The 22568-nt window shown below is 39.3% G+C and carries 21 protein-coding genes; 14 read left to right on the forward strand and 7 right to left on the reverse strand.

Annotated elements, in window-relative coordinates; all coding sequences use genetic code 11:
• Positions 1–173: 173 nt before the first annotated feature.
• From NLG42_RS21445 to mobC, 3 genes are read left to right on the forward strand one after another with little or no spacing between them, the layout of a single operon-like run.
• The gene (locus tag NLG42_RS21445; protein WP_257682289.1) at positions 174–566 is read left to right on the forward strand and encodes a plasmid mobilization protein; all 393 of its coding nucleotides are present in this window, start codon (positions 174–176) and stop codon (positions 564–566) included.
• Entirely contained in the window at positions 551–1801 is a 1251-nt protein-coding gene (locus NLG42_RS21450) for a relaxase/mobilization nuclease domain-containing protein (RefSeq protein WP_257682290.1), read from the forward strand. The genes NLG42_RS21445 and NLG42_RS21450 overlap by 16 nt, the downstream gene beginning before the upstream one ends.
• 18 nt (positions 1802–1819) lie before the next feature.
• Positions 1820–3808 (forward strand): conjugal transfer protein MobC, encoded by a 1989-nt coding sequence (mobC, locus tag NLG42_RS21455; RefSeq protein WP_257682291.1) that lies wholly within the window; start codon positions 1820–1822, stop codon positions 3806–3808.
• A gap of 50 nt (positions 3809–3858) precedes the next feature.
• Here the strand turns inward: mobC and NLG42_RS21460 are convergent, their stop codons facing one another.
• A complete protein-coding gene (locus tag NLG42_RS21460) occupies positions 3859–4077 on the reverse strand; it encodes a DUF1810 family protein (protein ID WP_257682292.1) in 219 nt (72 codons plus the stop codon).
• A gap of 157 nt (positions 4078–4234) precedes the next feature.
• On the opposite strand from NLG42_RS21460, the gene NLG42_RS21465 reads away from it, so the two are divergent.
• The 7 genes from NLG42_RS21465 (at position 4235) to NLG42_RS21495 (ending at position 12038) form a co-directional block, all read left to right on the forward strand.
• Complete coding sequence (locus tag NLG42_RS21465) at positions 4235–4777, forward strand: Riean_0653 family protein (protein ID WP_257682293.1); 543 nt, start codon at positions 4235–4237, stop codon at positions 4775–4777.
• Positions 4778–4793: 16 nt separating this feature from the next.
• Positions 4794–8324 carry a T9SS type A sorting domain-containing protein gene (locus NLG42_RS21470; protein WP_257682294.1) on the forward strand — a complete coding sequence of 1177 codons (3531 nt, stop codon included), beginning with the start codon at positions 4794–4796 and terminating at the stop codon, positions 8322–8324.
• Between the two features lie 532 nt (positions 8325–8856).
• A complete protein-coding gene (locus tag NLG42_RS21475) occupies positions 8857–9246 on the forward strand; it encodes a single-stranded DNA-binding protein (protein ID WP_257682295.1) in 390 nt (129 codons plus the stop codon).
• A gap of 39 nt (positions 9247–9285) precedes the next feature.
• Positions 9286–9681, forward strand: a complete 396-nt coding sequence (locus tag NLG42_RS21480) for a PcfK-like family protein (protein WP_257682296.1) — start codon at positions 9286–9288, stop codon at positions 9679–9681.
• Entirely contained in the window at positions 9678–10994 is a 1317-nt protein-coding gene (locus tag NLG42_RS21485; protein WP_257682297.1) for a PcfJ domain-containing protein, read from the forward strand. Before NLG42_RS21480 ends, NLG42_RS21485 begins: the two co-directional genes overlap by 4 nt.
• Before the next feature lie 269 nt (positions 10995–11263).
• Positions 11264–11734: a JAB domain-containing protein gene (locus tag NLG42_RS21490; RefSeq protein ID WP_257682298.1), complete on the forward strand. Its 471-nt coding sequence runs from the start codon at positions 11264–11266 to the stop codon at positions 11732–11734.
• A gap of 58 nt (positions 11735–11792) precedes the next feature.
• The gene (locus tag NLG42_RS21495; RefSeq protein ID WP_257682299.1) at positions 11793–12038 is read left to right on the forward strand and encodes a DUF6965 family protein; all 246 of its coding nucleotides are present in this window, start codon (positions 11793–11795) and stop codon (positions 12036–12038) included.
• Positions 12039–12092: 54 nt separating this feature from the next.
• Here the strand turns inward: NLG42_RS21495 and NLG42_RS21500 are convergent, their stop codons facing one another.
• Positions 12093–12533: a response regulator gene (locus NLG42_RS21500; RefSeq protein ID WP_257682300.1), complete on the reverse strand. Its 441-nt coding sequence runs from the start codon at positions 12531–12533 to the stop codon at positions 12093–12095.
• Between the two features lie 401 nt (positions 12534–12934).
• Here NLG42_RS21500 and dinB point away from each other — a divergent pair, with 401 nt between their 5' ends.
• Positions 12935–14116 (forward strand): DNA polymerase IV, encoded by a 1182-nt coding sequence (gene dinB / locus NLG42_RS21505; RefSeq protein ID WP_257682301.1) that lies wholly within the window; start codon positions 12935–12937, stop codon positions 14114–14116.
• A 6-nt stretch (positions 14117–14122) separates the two neighbouring features.
• Entirely contained in the window at positions 14123–17176 is a 3054-nt protein-coding gene (locus tag NLG42_RS21510; RefSeq protein ID WP_257682302.1) for a DNA polymerase III subunit alpha, read from the forward strand.
• 20 nt (positions 17177–17196) lie between these two features.
• Here NLG42_RS21510 and NLG42_RS21515 read toward each other — a convergent pair whose 3' ends face one another.
• Positions 17197–17361 (reverse strand): hypothetical protein, encoded by a 165-nt coding sequence (locus tag NLG42_RS21515; RefSeq protein WP_257682303.1) that lies wholly within the window; start codon positions 17359–17361, stop codon positions 17197–17199.
• A 109-nt stretch (positions 17362–17470) separates the two neighbouring features.
• On the opposite strand from NLG42_RS21515, the gene NLG42_RS21520 reads away from it, so the two are divergent.
• Together NLG42_RS21520 and NLG42_RS21525 are read left to right on the forward strand one after the other, a co-directional pair.
• Positions 17471–18097 (forward strand): SOS response-associated peptidase, encoded by a 627-nt coding sequence (locus NLG42_RS21520; protein ID WP_257682304.1) that lies wholly within the window; start codon positions 17471–17473, stop codon positions 18095–18097.
• Positions 18098–18107: 10 nt separating this feature from the next.
• Positions 18108–18548 carry a hypothetical protein gene (locus tag NLG42_RS21525; RefSeq protein WP_257682305.1) on the forward strand — a complete coding sequence of 147 codons (441 nt, stop codon included), beginning with the start codon at positions 18108–18110 and terminating at the stop codon, positions 18546–18548.
• A 76-nt stretch (positions 18549–18624) separates the two neighbouring features.
• On the opposite strand, the gene NLG42_RS21530 is transcribed toward NLG42_RS21525, so the two are convergent.
• Genes NLG42_RS21530 through NLG42_RS21545 form a run of 4 tightly spaced genes read right to left on the reverse strand, consistent with a single transcriptional unit; the run spans position 18625 to position 22488 of the window.
• Positions 18625–20544 carry a hypothetical protein gene (locus tag NLG42_RS21530; protein ID WP_257682306.1) on the reverse strand — a complete coding sequence of 640 codons (1920 nt, stop codon included), beginning with the start codon at positions 20542–20544 and terminating at the stop codon, positions 18625–18627.
• A gap of 5 nt (positions 20545–20549) precedes the next feature.
• Positions 20550–21599: a 3'-5' exonuclease gene (locus NLG42_RS21535; protein WP_257682307.1), complete on the reverse strand. Its 1050-nt coding sequence runs from the start codon at positions 21597–21599 to the stop codon at positions 20550–20552.
• A gap of 20 nt (positions 21600–21619) precedes the next feature.
• The gene (locus NLG42_RS21540; RefSeq protein WP_257682308.1) at positions 21620–22129 is read right to left on the reverse strand and encodes an ImmA/IrrE family metallo-endopeptidase; all 510 of its coding nucleotides are present in this window, start codon (positions 22127–22129) and stop codon (positions 21620–21622) included.
• Positions 22126–22488, reverse strand: a complete 363-nt coding sequence (locus NLG42_RS21545) for a helix-turn-helix transcriptional regulator (protein ID WP_257682309.1) — start codon at positions 22486–22488, stop codon at positions 22126–22128. Before NLG42_RS21545 ends, NLG42_RS21540 begins: the two co-directional genes overlap by 4 nt.
• Positions 22489–22568: the final 80 nt, after the last annotated feature.

Raw genomic sequence — 22568 nt, forward strand, 5'->3', positions numbered from 1 at the left:
ATTTAAAAAAAGCTGTAAAAGACTTTTTTAAGGCTTTCAGACTGCGGTTTTCTGCAGTCAGCAAGATGTTCGGTTGTATCACACCCGATATCTTGCTGCCCGTCTGCTCGGAACTCGCGGGCAGTGAAACTGTAAATCGAAAATGAAAGAGATAACAATGAAATGGAATAATGATGGAACAGAAAAACTACAGCAGAAACAGATGGCTTCACATCCGTCTTACCGAGGTAGAATTACAGCAGGTAGACAAGAATTTTAAAGCAAGTGTATATCGTAAACGAAGTGCTTTCGTGCGCAGAAACCTGCTGCGAAAACCCGTCGTAATGAAGTATCGAAACGAGTCTTTGGATGAGCTCATTCAGCAGCTTATCCAGCTTCGGACACAGCTGAATTTTATCGGAAACAATTTTAACCAGAGCGTAAAAAAACTCCATACACTAATTGAAATTTCCGATTTCAGACAATGGATTGAATCCTTTGAATCAGATAAAAAAAAATATTTTTCCATTGCCGAAGAAATTAAAAAACACATTGAAAATATCTCCCAAAAATGGTTGCAGTCATAAATACAGGACATTCTATTAGAGGCGTTTTCATGTATAATGAAAACAAGGTTTCACTTGGAAAAGCCATGTGCATCGGTGAGGCAAATTATCCGGCTGATCTGGAAAAAATGTCAGAATCTTTTAAGCTCGGCGTGTTTTTAAAACAGCTCCAGCTTAATGAAAATGTGAAGCGCAATGCAGTGCATATCTCGCTGAACTTTGACCGCTCGGATACGGATTTATCCAAAGAAAAACAGATGCAGATCGCCTCTGCTTATATGGATAAGATTGGATTTGGCTCCCAGCCGTATCTGGTCTACCAGCATTTCGATGCCGGACATCCGCATATGCATATCGCCTCAATAAATATCAGGGCAGACGGCTCCCGGATAGACATGTACAATATCGGCAGAAACCAGTCCGAAACCGCGCGGAAAGAACTTGAGCTTTCGTTCAATCTTGTTCAGGCAGATTCAAGAAAGAAACTGCAGACTTCAGTTATAAATACCGTTGATATCGAAAAAATAAAATATGGAGCCATAGATTCCAAAAGAGCTGTCGGCAGTATTTTAAACGCAGTTATTCCGCATTACAAATACACAACACTCGGTGAATTAAACGCAGTTTTAAATCTTTACAACGTAAGAGCAGAACGCGGAAAAGAAAACTCTAAAATGTTTCAAAACAAAGGACTGGTATACCAGATACTCGATGAGAATAAAAAGCCAGTCGGTGTTCCGATTAAAGCCAGCAGTTTTTATTCCAAGCCGACTCTTTCTCAGCTTGAAATTAATTTTTCAGCCGCTAAAATGTCGCGCGTGATAAACATGAAAAGAACCCGAAATACTGTTGATCTGCTGCTGCTGAAATATCCTGCAATAACATTATCTGAGCTCGAAACTAGACTTATCAATCAGGGTATCAATGCCGTAATCAGAAAAAATGACAAAGGCTTCATATACGGTATCACCTATGTAGATCATACCGTCAAATGTGTTTTCAACGGAAGCAGTCTTGGGCCTTCTTATGCAGCGCAGGGCCTCTTGATGCGTCTGGACATTACGGCAGATTCGCAGATGAATGCTGCTGTTTTAAACAAAACCGTTTCGCATCAACCTTCCTTTATTTCCGGTATCGAGCTCCAGCGGATAATTGATGATGTGCTGTACGTAGGAACAGCTTCAGATTACGTGCCCAAACAGCTTAAAAATAAACGAAAAAAAAGAAAGAGAAAAGGACAGTCCGATAATCATTAATATATAAAAACCAGGATCATGCAGACAGGAGAAAATGAACAGGCGCTTAGAAAAATTTTAGATATGACCAGACTGATGAGCATCACAATACTGCTCATCCACTTTTATTTTTATTGCTTTCAGTCTTTCCAACAGTGGAATCTTTCGCCGGATTTTGCTCTGAGGATTCTCGAGAATATCCACCGCACGGGACTTATGGACAGCTTTCACAGATCCAAGCTTTTTGCACTGGGTCTGCTGCTCATTTCCCTTTTAGGGACCAGAGGAAGAAAAGATGAAAAACTGCAGCTGAAAACGGCGCTCTATTACAGCAGTCTGGGACTGCTGCTTTACTTTGGATCCTATCTGGCTCTTTTAATTTTTTTGGATCCTGAGATATGTTCTGTGCTTTATATCTTGCTCTGCTCAGCGGGTTATCTCTTGATGCTTTCCGGCGGTACGCTGCTCTCGCGTATCATCCGCCGAAAACTGAATTCGTCTGATATTTTCAATAAGGAAAATGAAACTTTTCCTCAGGAAGAACGACTCATTGAAAATGAATATTCAGTGAACCTTCCTGCCCGCTACCATCTAAAAGACAAAGTGCGAAGCAGCTGGATCAATATCATAAATCCTTTCCGCGGCATCCTGGTGCCCGGCACCCCCGGCTCGGGAAAATCATACTTTGTAATCCGCCACGTAATCACCCAGCACATCCGAAAAGGTTTTGCCATGTTCATCTATGATTTTAAGTTCGATGACCTGACCATAATTGCCTATAATGCCTGGCTGGAATCAAGGCATCTTTATGCTGTGCAGCCAAAATTTTATATCATTAATTTTGATGATCTCTCCCGCACCCACAGGTGTAATCCCCTTGATCCTGCATCAATGACGGACATTACCGATGCCGCCGAATCAGCGCGCACCATCCTTATGGGGCTCAATCGGGAATGGATCAAAAAACAGGGCGACTTCTTCGTGGAATCTCCCATAAATTTCCTGACGGCCGCCATCTGGTATCTCAGAAAATACAAAGACGGCGAGTTCTGCACCCTGCCCCATGTTATCGAGCTCATTCAGGCAGATTATGAAGATTTATTTACCCTTCTGAGAACCGAAAAAGAGATCGAAGTGCTGATAAATCCTTTTATCAGTGCCTTTCTGAATGAGGCGACAGACCAGCTGGAGGGGCAGATAGCATCTGCTAAAATCTCGCTGGCTAAACTCTCCTCCCCGCAGCTTTATTATGTGCTTTCGGGCAGTGATTTTACCCTCGATATTAATAATCCTGCTGAACCTAAAATTGTCTCAATGGGAAATAATCCCCAGAAAATACAGACGTACGGGGCGGTGCTTTCCCTTTTTGTGAGCCGGCTTATTAAACAGGTGAATCAGAAAGGAAAACTCAAAAGCAGTCTGATTTTTGATGAATTCCCGACTATTTATCTCAACAATATTGACAGTCTGATTGCCACGGCAAGAAGCAACAGGGTGAGCACCTGTCTGGGCATTCAGGACTTCAGCCAGCTCCGTAAAGATTACGGCCGCGAGCAGGCGGATGTGATCATAAATATCGTGGGCAATATTGTTTCGGGACAGGTCAGCGGGGACACTGCAAAACAGCTCTCCGAACGATTTGGAAAAATAATGCAGGATAGGGAAAGCCTGTCGATAAACAGCAGCGATACCTCCATCAGCCGTTCAAGACAGCTCGAATCCGCAGTGCCCCCATCCAAAATCAGCCAGCTCAGCTCGGGTGAATTTGTGGGCATGACAGCCGATAACCCTGACTGCAGAATTGAACTCAAAACCTTTTACTGCGATATTGTAAACGATCATGAGAAATTAAAAAAAGAAATAGATGCTTATAAAGAAATTCCCCTGATCAAGAAAATTGACAGTGTAATGGTGCAGAAAAATTATCTGCAGATCAAAATAGAAATACAGGAAATAATCCAAAGCGAAATGGAACGGATAATTAGAAATCCGGCGCTGGCATCCCTGATTCTGTCCAAAGGAAAATAGGTGCTGACAGCGAAATATTTTCTTGCTTTACCTAGGCTGGAAATAGTCTGTCAGCTGTTTTGTTTTTTCAGGATCTGAAGCGTATTTTTGTCTTTCTCACCGTTGTAATATTTCTCGAGCACAAGCTCAAAACAGTCCGGCGCATCAGGCAGAAGGCTGAACAGCGTCATACAGGATTTCAGCTTTCTTTCATCAGGCCTTCCCAGAATTTCAAGGGCTGTTTTATTTACTAGTTTTATTACTTTTTTATCAGCCTTAACGTATTTCAAAATTTAGCTTCCCCTAGAATTATATATTTATCATTTTGCTTACTTGACATTTTTCAATAATACAATTTTGAATTAAAAATCAAATGATTACATAAAAATAATGTAACCATTATCTTATATTAAAAAAAATATCACATCTTTACGAAAACTTTAAATCATGAGAAAAATATTACCGCTGTTTTTAATTTTAATTCTCTTCAGTTCCTGCGATGAGGATGGAAGCATTTTTAACGGAAAAGACCAGCTTCCAGAGATGACCAATACCGGAGCAAATACTGTGGGTTGTTTAATTGACGGCAGAGTATTCCTGCCTCATCAAAGCGGCATTAATGCTTCAGTAAACTGTTATTACCAGATTGAAGGCGGAGAAGAGTATTTCGTTTTGAATTTCGCTGATCATCGTAATGAAAAAAATGAAATGGTCATAGTGATGCTCAGAAAAATTCATGTAAAAGAAGGAGAAATATATAAACTCGACAAAACCTTTTCTACTTCACCTGAACTCAATGGCGCACTTGGCGTTTACAGTACTGCCGACAGCCAGTTATTCTATACCAGTGAAACCATTACCGGTGAATTGAAAATAACACGTTTAGATATTTCAAAATCAATTATCGCGGGTACGTTCTGGTTTGATGCCGTAAATGATAAAGGTGTGAAAGTAAAGATAACTGAAGGACGTTTTGACTGGAATTATTAACACTAAAAAATAGCCAATGATAAGAAAAATTACTTTTTATGCATTCATTCTATTAACTGCCGTTGCTGCAGCCCAGCAGACGCAGAATGCTGAATTCAAAAACGCGGCTAATCAGGTTTTTCAAAATTTAGACAAATCAAGGGTTCCAAACGGTATCCTGCTGGATTATGGAATGGATTTTACTAATCTGCTCGCTTTTGACGGTGTTTTAAGAGACACTACTTTAACCACCTCCCAAACGATTACTGATATTTATAAAACTTTAGTGATGTCCAGGGTTACCCAGAATGCGGCCGGATTTATACCGCTGGAGGAATATTCAACCAGATGGTATACCCAGCGCGAGCCTGGTGTCATGATATTAAGCGGGCTGTTTTTTAACTACAGTAAATTTGATGAAAATGCTTACCCCTCTAAACTGAATTTTGCAAATAATCAGTTCTCTGATAAATTCACCGGAGGTGTCTGGCAGAATCCTTACGTTCAAAAACAGGTATTTGCTGTTTCTCCTGCAGTTAACAATCAAAATGACCTGCAGCTGAAAGTCAAACTGCCTTCAAACCTTTTTTTGACCAATAACAGCGCCTCAATCCAAAGCATTCAGATTGATTTTTCAGATAACCAGGGATATCAGGCTGTTAACTATAATCAGATAATCAACTTAAATTACTCCGCTGAGGGCTATTATACCTGGAGATATAAATTGACTCTTACTAATGGCCAGATTTTATACAGCCATTCCAAAATAAAGATTGGAAATCCCATGTTTGGGGAATGCATTAACTGTCAGGAGCCAATCGGCCCTTATTTAAAAACAGCATCAACGCAAAGCTATTATGATACTGCACACGCTAAGGTCCCGATAACAGCAACTGTCCCATACAGAAATCAGCTGGGTAAAGCGGTTTTGCATATCAACTATGCCAGCCCGGATCATCAGATAAGAAAACCGCTTATAGTTGCAGAAGGTTTTGATCTTGGTGTAATTACAAATCCTGAGCAGGAAGAGGGACTAAATACAAGACAGCAGTTTATTAACAAATATTACTTTTCAGGTTCAAGTTTGCCTTCCGCCCTGAGTTCCTACGACATCATTTATGTGAATTGGAATAATGGGGTAGATTTTATTCAGAGAAATGCGTATGTCCTTGAAGAAGTTATTAAATATGTTAATTCCATGAAAGCTGCAGCAGGCAGTTCAACCCCAAATGTAATTATCGGGCAGAGCATGGGTGGATTAATTGCCAGGTATGCCCTGCGTGATATAGAGCTCAATAGAAATTTCAATCATGATACACGCATGTACATTTCGCATGATGCACCCCATCTGGGAGCAAATACTCCCTTAAGCGTGCAGTATGCCATGAGGCATATTCGAAATATTTATGTAAGCTCGCCCATTGCAATGATCACTGGTGAATCTGATATTCCGGTTATTTCAAATATCGCCAATGGAATTATAGATCTTATAAACAGTAATAACGGTAACAATACCGATCTTAATGAAATTGATTACGTTACGCCGCTAACACTGTTTTCGGCATCCGATGCACCAGCAGCAAGACAGATGATGGTAAATTGGATGAACAGAAAGTATGAGATTAAAAATGGAGTTCATGACCTCTGGCAGCAGGAACTGACGGCCATGGGCTACCCGCAGGGTTACCCTGGCAGACCGATTAGAAATATTGCCATTGCAAATGGAAGCGAATGCGGGGTACTCCAGCCAGATAACGGCAACATTATGAGTTATATCAAGACAGCAGGGAGCAATACCGCATTATCCAATTACATAGGTATTTTGGACGGTGTATACGGCACTTTTTTAACAAGGCCGGATATTGTGAGTGTCGGACTATTGCCGGGTAACTCAAAATGGGAAATTGATTTCCAGTCCAAATACATGACCGCATTGAATGACAGTAAAAACATCTATCACGGAAGCGTAAAATACAAGAAAAAAGTTTTGTGGTTCATACCGGTTTCTATTACCGTTTCTGAAAAAAACGCTGCGCAGCCTGCCAATATTCTTCCATATGATATTTATGGAGGGGGCAGACAGCAGACTGATACCGAAAGCCTGGTTCTGGAGGGGATCGTTTCCAATTCTTTTGGCTTTATTCCCACGGCAAGTGCCCTTGATATCGGCCAGGGATCGGTCTCATTAAACGACGGCGACTTTAGGAAATCATATATTGGGGCTATACCCCCTACTGCTCCAAAAACTACTGCATTTCAAAATTTTGTAACAGATTTTAATAAAAATAATCCTTCTGCCAGCAATACAGGCCATATTAGTTTCAACGCAAGAAACGGAAACTGGCTTGCATCTGAATTGACGGCTTTGGAAAACCCTGTACAGACACCCATAAGAACGAATTGTTCTTTCATATGTTCTTCCGGTGTGCAGATAAGCGGAGACAATTCATTGTGTAATACCAGTACTTATTCTGTTCCCAACATTGCGTCAACTTACAGCTGGTCAGTTAGCCAGGGGTCCAATCTTGTTTCTCTTAGCGGTAATGGTACACCCTCAGTTTCACTATTGCTGCTGAACCCAAAGTCAACGGGCCAGATCGTGCTCAGCCTTACATTAGGCAGCGATGACTGCGGAACAACAACAATTTCTAAAACAATCTCCGTGGGAAATATTGCATTTAATGCCTCAATTGAGGGACCATATCAAATATGCGAGAATGATGTGGTAACCTATGCCATACCGGGAACCTGCAGTTCTGTGCCGGTAATTCAATGGTCAGTTACTCCAAATTTAACTATTGTTTCCATATCCGGATATACCATTACAGTTAAGGAAAATACGGGCTTAGCAGGATCTGGTCAGATTACGGCTGCTTTCCCCAGTAATGGCTCAACAATGACAAGATACCTGCAAATCGGAGATTCGGAATATTTTACCGCACAAAAAACAGTTTTCCACTATCCAACTGATCTGTACAATAACTATGACAATGGCAGCGACTATATTTTTAATATGATGGTCCTCCCAAATAACGTAGACAGCGAATATACCTTTTCTGATTTTAAAGTCAACGGCGTTCCCGTTAATATCAGTACCCAGAAACAGACCAGAAGCCTGCATACTTTCTGGGTTCCAAAGTATCTGGCCAATGATGTAGAATGTCCTGTACTGAATTATACATTGACCTGTACCTCTCGATGCGGCGTAGTTCGATCTATTCCTGGTGCAGTTGCAATCACCTGTCTTGGTTTCCTTGATCCCGGCCCCCTTGAACCAATCGGTCCGATTGAAGGCAGGTCAGCTGCGGCAAATCAGGTGAGCTACAAAATCTATCCAAACCCAAGTAGAAACACTATTAATATCAGTCTGGCTGATGAAAATTACAGGCCCGTATCAAGCAGCATGATCAGCGCAGAACTATATAATATAACCGGTGATCTGAAAACTGCTGCCGCCATTAAAAATCACACAGCCCAGCTCGATGTTTCTTCTCTGCCGCTGGGTGTTTATGTCCTTCGCATAAATGTTGACGGCAAGACTGAAAGTCATCAGGTTCTGATTAAATAATATCAACAGCAGTAAAAGCAAAAAAGGTTTTGAGAGTTTCTCAAAACCTTTTTTATTTTTTAAATAATCTGCTGTTTCTTTAAGATGTATCCTGACATCGTATAGATATAATGGTTCTAAAGTCATTAAGATTATTTGCAGTTCCAAATCAAATCCTATCGAGTTTTTTGGGCAGCTGTAATAAGGTCTGCAGGATAATCTAAGCATTTTCTTTTTAACAGCCCCAAAGCATTACTTGTATTTTTTCATTTACATCTCATCACGGCCTTCAGCTGAAAGTTTTTTTTTCTTCAAAACCAGTTTAAAGGTTCTAAAACATTTTCAATTAAAACGGATTAAAAGAGACGCGAAAATAGCACCCGCAGTCTCCTGCATGCGCATAACGGCCCTGCCGCCCTTCGGGACTTATAGCACTCCGGATCCTTTATCGGATGCTTGATTTTGTGCTTTCTTTTTCCCCGTTTTTCTTTTGAAAAATTTCATGCGGGGATTAATGAAAAAACAAATAAGTATTCATTTAAAATCTTACATCATGGAAATCTCAGGACGAATTACAAAAGATGCCGTAACGGCAAAAATTGCAGATGACAGAGAGGTGGTGAATTTCTCCATCGCCGTCAATGACAGCTACAGACCTAAAGGGTCAAGCGAACTTAAAAAGATTGTAACCTACATAGACTGCTCCTATTGGATGAGTTCCAAAATGGCGCAGTGGCTTAAAAAAGGCACTATGGTCGAACTCTTCGGGCGCATCGGTCTGAATGTCTATAACAATGCCGAGGGGAAAGCGCTCGGCTCGCTGACCTTTCATACCAGTAATATTAAAATATTGGTTTTTCCTAAAACAGAAAACAATGCTGCAGCTCCCGCAGTGCAGCTGAACAGCGGTGCTGACGATCAGCCTGACGACCTCCCTTTTTAATATCCCTGTAAACAATGTATAAGCCTAAAATACTGCATCATGAAAGCATCTGATAAATTTAAAACCGTCATAGAAAGCTACCTGACTGAGAAAGCAGATAACGATACTCTGTTTGCCGCCGACTTTAAAAAAGAGACCAAAAACCTTGAAAGCTGTTTTAATTACATTTTCGGCGAGGTCAAAAAAACAGGCGAGTGCGCCTTTGATAATCAGGAAATCTTTGACATAGCTGTCTTGTATTATACAGACGACAGCATTGCAGCACCTGTACCTGTTCACTGTAAAGCCGTGGTAAGTCAGCCTCTAAAGGCTGATTTATTTGCAGCTGCTCCCGCAGTTTCTGAGGTCGCAGTTCAAAAAACTGAAAGCTTAAAGGCTGAAGCTGTAAAGGCTGTGAAATCTGCGCCGAAAACCTTAACACTCTTTGACTTATGACACCTAAAACACTCGTAGAAAAAGAAATCTGCTCTTTGAGCAGTACCCTTGCACCTGTTACTTCGCAGATGCATCAGTGGGCGGAAAAAAATATTTTCCTTAAATGGGCGGTGCTTTCAAGAGGGAAATTTCACTGTTTGGAATGTACGCACGCTTGGAAACCCGACAGCGAAAGCCAGTCCTGCCAGAACTATATCAACTGCACCGCCTGTCAGGGAAAACTTAAAATGCATCAGTACAATCAGGTGCATTTCAAGGAACTTGAATATTTTGCCGTGACTGACACCTGCCAAGGATTTCAGGTCGTGCGCATTATCTGCTCGCATAAGAACATGAAAAAGAATTCTGTCCCTGCCTATTTTCACAAAGAAGTCATGCAGCATTGGATTAACCCTAAAGGAGAAGTGCGAACCATGGCTTTAAGCACCAATATTTTTTCGAATACGTATGATGCATGGAAATACTATTCCCCTCTTGAAATACGTCCAAAAGATTTTCAAAATTCTCCAAAGTACCGCATTAATCCCTATAAGGTTTATCCAAATTCGAAAGTGCTACCTCTTTTGAAAAGAAACGGTTTTAAAACTTCCGTTCACAGCATAGCACCGCAGATACTTTTTACTGCCCTTTTAAAAGACCCCATTGCAGAAACCCTTTTAAAAGCATCGCAGATAAATCTACTTTCACATTATCTGATTTCTCATGAACAGCACATCTTCAGCAATTGGCAGGCAGTAAAAATCTGCCTGAAAAATAACTATCAAATTCAGGATATCAAAATTTGGGAAGATTACATTGCCCTGCTCCGATGGTTTAAAAAAGACCTCAGCATCCCTGCACTTGTCTGCCCCGAAAACCTAAGTGAAGCGCATGACAGGCTTGTGGACAAAAAAAGAAACATACAGCGTAGAAAATATCTTTTACAGATACGCGCCGAAATCCAAAAAGCACAGCAGTTGTACGAAATGGATAAAAAACAATTCTTCGGACTCTGCTTTTCTGATAAAAATCTTACCGTAAAAGTACTTGACAGTGTGCAGGATTTTATGGAAGAGGGCGATACCCTGCACCACTGCGTATTTACAAATGAATATTATAAAAAGAAAGATTCTTTGATTCTTTCGGCGCAGATTGAAAACAGACCCGTGGAAACCATCGAGGTGTCGCTTTCAAAAATGGAAATTGTACAAAGCAGGGGACTGCGCAACAGTGCCTCAAAACATCACAAGGAGATTCTGAGAATCGTCAGCAGAAACCTGCCTCTGATAGCCAAGCGTATGAAAAAAAGAAAAATAAAGACCGCTTCCGCTTAACTACAATTTACTTTATATACCGCAGTACTACGCTGCGGTATTTTTTTGGCGCGCAGACACTTTAAGGCGCATCAGGCAGTCTGTGCTTAGCAAGTAACGGGGAATGTTAAGTCAAATTTTATCACAAAGTTCGGGAACGACTTTTGGTTCTCCACAAAAAATTCCCCCATAAATGCAGGGCTTCACTCCTGCTTTATTGCGTTGCTTTCTGCGTTCGCTCAGCCCTGCCCGGGCAGTGGTGCTATAATTAATCTTAAACTATAGAAATCATGAAAAATGCAATTGAAAACACCAGCTTGCAGAAAGTTTCAGAAATCGAACTGATTTATAAAACCAAAGTCAAAAGTACCGACAGACCCCATATAGGTTCTTCAAAAGATGCTTACAGCATAATATTGACCAGCTGGGATCCAGGCAAAATAGAATTCTTCGAGCAGTTCAAGGTACTGCTGCTGAATCAGTCCAACAGAGTTTTGGGCATTTATGAAGTTTCCTCAGGAGGTATCTCGGGAACTGCAGTTGATATTCGATTACTGTTCTCGGCAGCGCTCAAAGCAGCTGCCGTGGGAATCATTATCACCCACAACCATCCCTCAGGAAAAACAGTGCCTTCCGAGGCCGACAAGACTACAACCCGAAAAATCCGCGAAGCCGGAAAAATTCTCGATATTACACTGCTCGATCACCTGATCGTAACACCTGAGTCCTACTATTCTTTTGCAGATGAAGGTGCCCTCTAAGGGCACTTTTATTTTTCAGACATTTGCGCTGTCTGTGCTTTTTAAGTAATTTTGCGATATGAGTCCTGAAGAAATAAAACGTTATTTTGAAACTGCCCCGCCTCCAATAGAAGTGGACTGGAAACCGTGGGCGAAAATTACAGATACTCAGGTTTTCCTAAACAGCTGTTATACAGGTATCCGTAATTTTAACGGCAGTATCGAAAGATGTTCTGCCTGGCGGCATCTTAAGGATTTTTATCTGCACATTAAACAGCTGCCTCAGCAAAATAATGAGCAGACGCAGGAACCTTCGGAAATTTAAGCTGTTTTTTTTCGCGCTCAAGATGCAAAACTATTTTTAAGCTCCTGCCGGAAATCAGCAGAGAACAAAATGTTTATCGTCCTGTCTGGCTAAACTCCAGTCCATGCTGAAAATAGTTTTAAGGAGATTTTTTAATCCTTCAAAAGAACTGGGCTTTACCGCATATAAATCAGCGCCAAGTTCATAGGAAAGATTAATATTCTCCGGACTCCTGCTGGTGGAGAGCATAATTATTTTTACATTTTTGAGTTTTCCTTCTGCATTTCGGATTTCCTCCAGACAGTCAAAACCGCTTTTACACGGCATATTAATATCAAGAAAAATAATTTCCGGCACTGGCGCTGCATCCTGAAGAAGAATTTCAAGGAGTTCCCGGCCGTCCTGTGCAGCCGTTACAGAGGCAGGCAGATCCAAATCCTGCACAGCATCTAGAAATAACAATCTGTCATCCTCATCATCATCGGCAATAAATATTTTATTTAACTGCTCTAACATGTTCTATGAGTTTATAGTCGTTAATTATTATCCCGCGTTTAAATTTTATATGCTTTCACAATTATAAAATTTGTGAATTAAGACCACGTCTTCATTTCTGAAAAAGGGAAAGTAAAGATAATAATTTTTTGTAAAAAATGACTTTCAAAAAGGCATAAAATCAGGTGAAGCAAGCAAAAAATGGGTGAAAATTAAAAATGCAGCTCAAATAGCAGACTTGAAAAAGAGCGAACTGCTTACTTTGCGTAAATTCTGAATAAAGCATTTTCTGCTGCTTTTTTTACTCTTTTGAATCTGCTGAAAAATAAGGCTTTTTAAATTTTGTTATCATTTGTAACATAACTAAAACATAAAATTGTTATTATCTGTAATAATTTTGTCTGGTATAAAATGACAAGATTATGGACAGGGCAATAGTACACATCGACATGAATACGTTTTTCGTATCGTGTGAAAGACTTACCAATTCTGAGCTTAACGGCATTCCGCTTATTATCGGCGGAGGCGAGAGAGGCGTTGTAGCCTCCTGCTCTTACGAAGCGAGAAAATTCGGGGTGCGCTCGGCGATGCCGATCCATATGGCCATGAAATTATGCCCGCAGGCTAAAATCATGAAAGGCGATATGGAATTATATTCAAGGCTTTCCCATGACATTACCGAAATCATTCAGGAAAAAGCTCCAGTGGTCGAAAAAGCCAGCATCGATGAATTCTATCTGGACATCACCGGCATGGATAAATTCTACGGAAGCTACAAATGGACTGATGAACTCTCCCAGCGCATCACAAAAGAAACGGGACTTCCCCTCACCTTTGCGCTTTCGGTAAATAAAACCGTTTCGAAAATCGGAACCGGTGAAGGCAAGCAGAAACAGAACCTTGAAATCCCCCAGCATCTGGTGCAGTCTTTTTTAAACCCGTTGTCTATCCGCAAGATCCCGATGGTCGGTGAGCAGACCTTTCAGCTCTTATCGCGCATCGGGATCAGAACCATTCAGACCCTTTCGGAAATGCCCGCTGAAGCGCTCCAGCAGATGATCGGCAAGAACGGAACTGAACTCTGGAAAAAAGCCAACGGCATTGATAATAATCCTGTTGAACCTTATACCGAAAGAAAATCAATCTCGACCGAGCATACCTTCACGCAGGATACTATTGATATTTCAAAACTAAACAGGGTGCTTTTGGGCATGGTGGAAAAACTCGCCTACCAGCTCCGCGCCGAAGAGTGGCTGACCTCAACGGTAACGGTCAAAATCCGCTACGCTAATTTTGACACCGAGACCAAACAGTGCCGAGTCCAGTACACCTCAGCCGATCATATCCTGACCACCAAGGTTCAGGATTTATTTGACAAGCTCTATCAGCGCCGTATGCGCCTGCGTCTTATCGGGGTCCGCTTCAGCGGTCTGGTCAGGGGCACCTATCAGATCGACCTCTTTAATGATACCGAGGAAATGCTCGCACTCTATCAGGCCATGGACAAAATGAAAAGCCGTTATGGTTTTGATGCCGTCATGCGCTGCGCAGGTGCGTCCTTCAAACCCAATTCTAAAAATGAAATCCTAAAACGTAAACCCTGATTCAAAATGTATCTCAACTGCCACTCTTTTCACTCCCTGCGCTATGGCACCATACCGCTGGAGGAGCTTGTACCTCAGGCTGCCGCCTGCGGGGTCAGGGCAATGGCACTCACTGATATCAACACAGTTACGGGTATTTACGATTTTATAAAACTCTGCAGAGCAGAAAACATCAAACCTCTTGTCGGGATCGAGTTCAGATGCAGACACCGCCTGCGCTACATCGGTCTGGCACAAAATGCAGAAGGCCTTGCCGAAATGAACCGCTTTCTGACCAGCCATAATTTCTCAGGCGAGCCCCTGCCGGAAAAAGCGCCGGCTTTCAAGTCCGTATTTATCATCTACACGCTCAAAGATGCACCTGAAATACTTACTGATAAAGAGTTCATAGGACTCCAGCCCCATGAAATCAGCAGACTTTATATGCCCGAGCTTAGAAACAAAATCGCTAAAATGGTCATTCTCCAGCCTGTTGTTTTCCGCACCAAAAAGGAATACAACCTGCACAGGATACTGCGCGCTGTTGACCTCAACCAGCTTTTGTCAAAATTGTCTGTGGATGATTTTTGCAGCAAATCCGATCTGATGATCCCGGAGACGGAGCTTGCCGCCTGTTATAAAGAGTATCCCGAGATTACAGTAAATACAAATCAGATCATAGAAGAGTGCAATTTTGAGTACGATTTTGAAAGCCCGAAAAATAAGAAGTATTACACCAAAAACAAAAAAGGAGATATTGCGCTACTCACCACACTGGCCGAAGAGGGTCTTGTCTGGCGCTACGGAAAAAACAACAAGGCCGCAAAGGCAAGAGTGGAAAAAGAGCTCAAAGTAATCAACGATCTTGAATTCAGCGGTTACTTTCTGATCACCTGGGATATTATCCGTTACAGTAACAGCCGCGGTTTTCTTCATATCGGAAGAGGATCGGGTGCAAACAGCATCATCGCCTACTGTCTTGGAATTACCGACATCTGCCCGCTGGAGCTTGATCTTTATTTTGAGCGTTTCCTGAATGAAAACCGTAAAAGCCCTCCCGATTTTGACATCGACTGGAGCTGGAAAGAGCGTGATGTGATCTTAAAGTATATATTTGACCGTTACGGATACGAGCATGTCGCATTCTGCGGCACCAATGTGGAATTCAAATACCGATCCATATTCCGCGAAGTCGGCAAAGTTTTCGGCCTTCCAAAAGACGAATTGGATATGCTGGCAAAAAACCCCATGAAAATGCACCAGACAAACGAAATCGTAAAACTGGTCCAGCAGTACGGCATGATGCTCGAAAAGTATCCCAACCAGAGAAGCATGCATTCCTGCGGGATCTTGATTTCCGAAGAACCGCTCACCAATTACACCCCGCTGGAAATGCCTCCCAAAGGTTTTCCCATCGTGCTCTTTGACATGCACGTTGCCGAGGACATCGGTTTTGAAAAATTCGACATCCTGAGCCAGCGCGGTATCGGGCACATTGATGATACAGTTAAAATAATTGAGCAGAACAGAGGGATCCGCATCAATATCCGTGATACTAGCATTTCAAAAAATGAGAAAGTCTCTAACAGCTATCTGGCTGAAGGAAGGACAATCGGATGCTTTTATATCGAAAGCCCTGCCATGCGCGGACTCCTGCGCCGCTTAAAATGCGATAATTATAAAACCCTTGTGGCCGCATCATCCATTATACGCCCCGGTGTGGCACAGTCCGGCATGATGAAGGAATATATTTTCCGCCACAATAATCCCTCGCGCTTCGAATACTTCCACCCTGTCTTTCAGGAGCAGTTAGGTGAGACCTACGGGATTATGGTGTATCAGGAAGATGTCATCAAAATAGCCCTGCATTACGGCGGGCTGTCCGCAGCAGACGGCGATATTCTAAGACGTGCCATGTCTGGAAAAGGGAGATCAAAAGCGGCACTTCAGAAAGTCAAAGACGACTTTTTTATTTCCTGCGCCTCCAAAGGACATCCTGAAATGCTTAGCCAGGAAATCTACCGCCAGATCGAATCTTTTGCAGGATATTCCTTCTGTAAGGCGCACTCCGCTTCCTACGCGGTGGAGAGTTATCAGAGCCTGTATCTCAAGGTTCACTTCCCTATTGAATTTATGGTGGCGGTAATCAATAATCAGGGCGGGTTTTACAGGACAGAAATTTATATCCATGAGGCGCGTATGGCAGGTGCTGTTATCCATAATCCGTGCGTGAACAAAAGCGAGTATGAAACGGCGCTTTACGGCAATGACATTTATCTTGGTTTTATGCATCTTGCAGGCATTGATTCCAAACTGGCGGTCTTTATTTCTGAAGAGCGAAGAAGAAATGGTGATTATGCATCTCTTGAGGATTTTATAAACAGAGTGCCTATGGGAATCGAAAATATAAAAGTACTGATCTTTATCGGCGCATTCTGCTTTACGGGTAAAACCAAAAACCAGCTGCTGGTACAGGTGAGCCTCCTGTTGAATAATTTCAAGCCTGAGAACCGCGGGCTGATGCTCATTCAGCAGCCGGCAAAGGAGTTCAAGCTACCTGTTCTGGAACGCTCGCGTTTTGAAGATGCCTTTGATGAAATTGAACTTCTGAATTTCCCTGTGTCCTGCACCGTATTTGATCTGCTGCAGACCAGACACCGAGGCGATGTGCTGGTCAGGGATTTACTAAAATACCATAAAAAACAGGTCAGGATGCTGGCATATCTAATCTCAACCAAACAGGTGCCGACCAAAAGAGGAAATATGTATTTCGGGACTTGGATCGATCATGAAGGGGCTTATTTTGATACGGCGCATTTCCCGGACAGTCTCGTGCAGAATCCCTTTCAGGGAGGCGGCTGCTATCTGCTTTTAGGTACCGTGGAAATAGATTATCATTTTCCGACGATCACCATTTCCAGAATGGCGAAAATGCCTTTTATCCCTGATCCCAGATATTCGGATTCAGATAAAAGATTTACCACGCAGCATAATATCAAACAGGATATCAGCAGCACACACCGAGAGCCTTATCCGCAGGAACATGAAATTAATCTGCCGCGCCATAGGATGAAATTTTGAGTATTTATTTATGTAAAGTCCTAATTATGAACTAAATTTGATAGAGAAGTAAAAAAAATGAAAAAGAAAATAAGCAGGCGGTAAAGTAGTTTTGTGCTGTTTTTGTTCCACATCTCCATTTTTCGCTGCTGATTTTCCTGCACAAGTCTTTCGATACGTTTAAAATCTATTGGGTTTATTTCCATTGAAATATATTTTTTCAAACTTAAACCCTATGGAAAAGATAAAATCCCCTGAAAGGATTTATTTGTGTCAGGATAAGACATTTTATAACAGCCTTAATACCGCAAAGTTATGTGTTACTATACCCAGCAGAATGCTTCAATAGAAGATCTCAAAAGACGCTTTAATGCGGAACTCGACAATGAGGAAACGTATCTGCAGTCGGATTTCATCAACGGGTTTTCCAATCCTAATATCCCTGTGATACTGAATTCAACTCCGCATCTCATTACAACGGACTACACTTGGGGGCTGCTGCCTTCCTGGGCAAAAGACATGGAGTTTAGAAAAAACACACTTAATGCCCGAATTGAAACCATTGATGAGAAAGCCTCTTTTAAAAATATAACGCACAACCGCTGCCTTATTATAGCCTCCGCTTACTATAAATGGCACTGGAAAGATGAAAAGGGAAAAAGCAAGGACAAATACCAGATCAACTCGCAGGATGATGAAATCTTCACCTTCGCAGGTTTATACTCTTCTTGGACGGATCCTCTGACAGATGAAATTAAAAACACCTACACCATGGTAACTACAAAAGCCAACGATATTATGCGCTTTGTGCACAACCATAAAATGCGTATGCCCATTATGCTCAAAAAAGAGGATGAATCTGCCTGGCTAGACCAGTCAGTGGCACTATCCGAATTTGCCTATCCATACGAAGGAAGGCTTATTGCAGTGCCGTCCAATTAATACTGACTTTATGAAACAGGATATTGATTATTTCAAAGGTATGACTACCAAAGACCTTCATAATAGGTTTATGCAGAAGCTTTATTCTAAAAAAGAATTCATTCAATACAATGAACCTGATGACTTTTTCGATCCAGAACAGGAATACGGAAAACACATAACCAAGTGTATTGCCGAGGAAAAGGAATTTATCAGGGAGCAAATACGCAGTACATCAGCAGCTGCCGGAATTTCCCTTTCAAATGAGCAGATTGAAGAAATGGTACTGCAGAAAAGAAAAGAAATCAACCTACTGACCGGGTCGGCAATAGAAGATTATATAGAAAAGGTTTCGGTAACTTATATTGATCCTGTACAAGAATGCAGTCAGCCATATTTTGTACAGAGATGGCTTTGCAAATTTTGTAAGTTTTTAAAATCTATCTTTATTAAAATATCAGCGGTACAATAAATAAAATATTGATTCAAAAACAATTAACAGTATAAATTATTTATCTGTAAAAATTTAAAGCTAGTAAATATTTAAATTAGTTAAACAATAATGGCGAGTCAAAATTTTGTTTTATTACATTAAAAAGCTTCTCAGCCTTTTTTTTGTTCATCTTAAATTTCAATTTTGCTTCAATGCAAAATGCTTCTTTATCCTTGATAGGAATTAAAGTTAGTAAACCTTCTTTTGATATATCATAATTTCCAAATACCAGTTTTACATAAAAATTATCTACTGAATTGCTGGGAAATAGTTCCTCACTATTCAAAACTTCATTTTTTGATAATGGTCCTATGGAAATAACTTCTACTTTTAAATTCTTTAGAATTTTCACATATTTTTCAAAATACTGATCAAGATACACCTGAATATTTTCTCCCTCACTACTAAATAATGTTTTAGTGAAATTACCACTTAGATTTGCAAATCCATTAAATGAACCCCAAAATGAATACGCCATCCAGTCATTTTCGATATTTTTTTTATCTATAAAACTTTCAAGTTTTTCAAGGCTTTGAATATTGAAAATGAATGCCACAAAATTCTTCATCACACTATTTGTGATTTTCTCAAATGCATAAGTATCAATCTCATTATTTAAATATTGGTACAGTAATGTTTCTTTGTTTCCTTTACTGAAAAAATTTCCAACCTCTTTGACGATATTTAAAATGGCGTCTTTTTTTAATATCTTATTATTTTGTTCTGAAAATTTTAAAATAATATTATTGATAGAAATCATGTCTACCAATTCGTTATCTGATAGTCCCTGAAATTTATCTTTAACATTGATTTCATTTTTATCAAAATCATATACTAAGTTATCAATAGAAAAATCTTCAAGTTTAAATTTAGCCCTCAAGATAATTGATGCGTGTTGATCTATTTCGTAAATGAGAATTTTAATATTATCATTTAATTCAGTTAAATCATAATTATACTTTGCATTATTTAAAGATTTATCAATAAATTGGTTAATTAAGATACCAAGTCTATCAATTGGTTCAAATTGATGCTGATCAGAATAATTCGAAAATTTCTTCTTTAAGTCTTGAAATTTAAAGGTACCAAAAGCTTCATCTCCTATCTTTACATTTTTAATAAATTGATTAGCATCCTCAATTGAAGAAACGCTATCTAATTTCTCATGCAAAATTTCAGCTAATACATCTTCATTAAAATTTAAATCTCCATAAATATCATAATACGTTTCTTTTGCAAGATTAATTAAATCCAGAAGTTGTTTTGTATAAAAATAATTTTCATCCTCCGTTTTCTTGTCTTGATTTTTTGAATTTGAAGTCTTTCCTTCAACTAACCTGCTCTTAAGTTCAGCAAATGAATTAACTATTTCCCTTAAAAGTCTCCTAAAAAGTTTTTCTTCCCTTGGCTGGTAATTATAAAGACCAGTTGTGACACCATATACTAAGCCTTTAAATTGGTTAAATTTTTTATCTTCTTGAAGGACTATATAGCTAGTAGTTGTGTCGAAATTGTATAGCTCACTTTTAAACACATAATTAACACAAGATTTCTCATCAATAACTTGAAAGTTATTTAAAAATTTTCCGATATTTTTGGTTGGTAAAGATGTCGCTGCTTTTAAAATTGAAACACGTTTGTCTTTTTCTGAAAAGAAGTTTAATATAAAATTAGATTTGTCGAGATAAATAGTTTTTTGATAAGCAAAGACTCCTTCTTGCAAAAAAATTAGATTATCTAAATCAAGAGAATTTTCATCGATCTGTAAAATAAATTTATAATTATCAGTCAATTCATAGACAGGAGGTTCGCTAAATAATATTATTGCATCATTATGATTTATTATAGGAATTACATAAAAATAATCAATACCAAAACCTCTATTCTTGTAGAAAAATGGAGGTGAAATTGACTCACTTGAAAAAATATTTTCAAACGTAAAATCTTTTGACGATAGGGGATAGTAATAATGCATTCTATTTAATCAAATTTGTTTGATGGTACATCTTTTAGAAAAAGGGACAACCTTTTGGAATGTGTAATGTAAAGATTCTTGTAAGTTCTTGTAATAGCTACATAAAAAGGGTTTGCAAAATTTTTGTTAAACCAGTTATCGTGATTAGGATAATCACAGAATGGAATGAAAATTGTTTCAAACTGCAATCCTTTTGAACTGTGAAAAGTCATAACTTTAGGATTGTCTGAATCAAAATCTAATTCAAATGCGCTAGATTCATCTTCACTCATTTTAACCTCATGTCGAAACCCAACGCTGTCAAAATACTGTTTAATGGTCTCAACATTTCGATACTCATTATTACTTTTTGCCTTTTTTTCGATATTAAAGGGAACTAAAATAGCTACGTCAGTTAAATTTCGGGTACTAATTTCATTTATTATAAAATCTAATTCTTTTTGCCAAGAATCAAACTTTTTCAAGCGAGGTTTTTCAATAACTGTTTTGACACATTTACCTTCCAGTTGTTTGTCGTCACATAAATACGACGCAATTGATGCAATTGATTTCGGTAATCTATAATTTTTCAAAAGCTCTTTTTGCGGTATATCGAGGTATAAAGCTGTATCTTCAATAGACATACCTCCCGGATAAAGTTTTTGCTGAGTATCACCATAAAGCATCAGTGATTTTACCTTCGAATCATTAAAAACATCTATTCTGCCTTTGCTAAAATCCTGAGCTTCATCTACAATTATATGGTCAACTTCATCTCCATCCCATTTTTCCCAATGAATAACTTGCTTAATAGATATTCCTAATTCGATTATACCTGAACGTATAAATTCTCTAAGAGCTTTTGTATATACAACTAATGTAAAGGATGGCAATGCATTTTCATCTTCTGCAATAGTTTCTATCCGAATATCATTTGCCCTATACAATGCCAAAATTGTCTTTCCACTACCAGCACAACCCTTAATTGCATAGCTATCATTCATTCCAAGACCTAGAATATCACGTTGAAATTCGTCCAACTCTGCAGGATCAATTAACCACTTTTCTTTTGGCATAAAATTTTAAATTACTAAAGTTAAATTAGACCAAGACTGGAAATACGAATTGACATTGCAGTGGTGCTTACTTTGAAAACTTCTGCAAGCTGTTTTATTCCTTCTTCACTAATATCGTATTTTTCAATTTCTCTCCGTAATAGAGAGGTAGGCATTAAGATATTTGATGCAAACAAATTAGCCTCATATTCCATTTCTTTTTTTATGGGCGTGTCTCCAGAATTATGACTTCTGTAAATAAATTGCTTGTCCACAAATAAATCAGACTTATCTTTATGTAATTCAAAATGTCCTAATTCATGAGCAATTGTAAACCGTCTTCTCGTAATACTCGTTTCATCATGATTATATCCAATAGTTCCAATGCCATTTTCGATTGATAAGAGCCCAGATACATCGTCTCCTAAAGAATATCCCAATATAGTAAGACCTCGACTTCTAGCAATATCTTCGATATCAATTGGTAGCTCTAATTTAGAATATGATCTTAAGATTGCATTTACTTTACTATTTATAAGTTTAATATTCATATATTATTTATTTTAACAGACGTCAAAAAATCGAGAATAGCTTGCTTAGATGGGCTATCAATTTCTTCCTGGTCACTAACCATATTACTAAGGTCTGGCACAGTTTTTTTTACCTTTTCTACAACTAATTCCATTGGTATAGGAATAAGTTTAGTATAATCAATATTAAAATACTTTGCAATTAACACAATTTGATAAATAGAAGGTTTATGTCGTCCATTTTCTAGATTTATAATTGATGCTCTCGTCAATTCTAATTCTTGAGCGAGTGCTTCCTGGGTAATATTTAGGGCAAGTCTTTGGGTCTTAATCCTCGATCCTAATTCATTATAAAATACATCTATATTTGAAAAAGCCATAGTGAATTAAATTTAAACATGACGCAAAGGTATAAAAAATTTTATAAATCTTTACAATAATTTTATAAATCTATACATTA

Origin of the sequence: Flavobacterium plurextorum (assembly GCF_024638035.1) — a bacterium.
In the GTDB taxonomy this organism is placed as follows: domain Bacteria; phylum Bacteroidota; class Bacteroidia; order Flavobacteriales; family Flavobacteriaceae; genus Flavobacterium; species Flavobacterium plurextorum.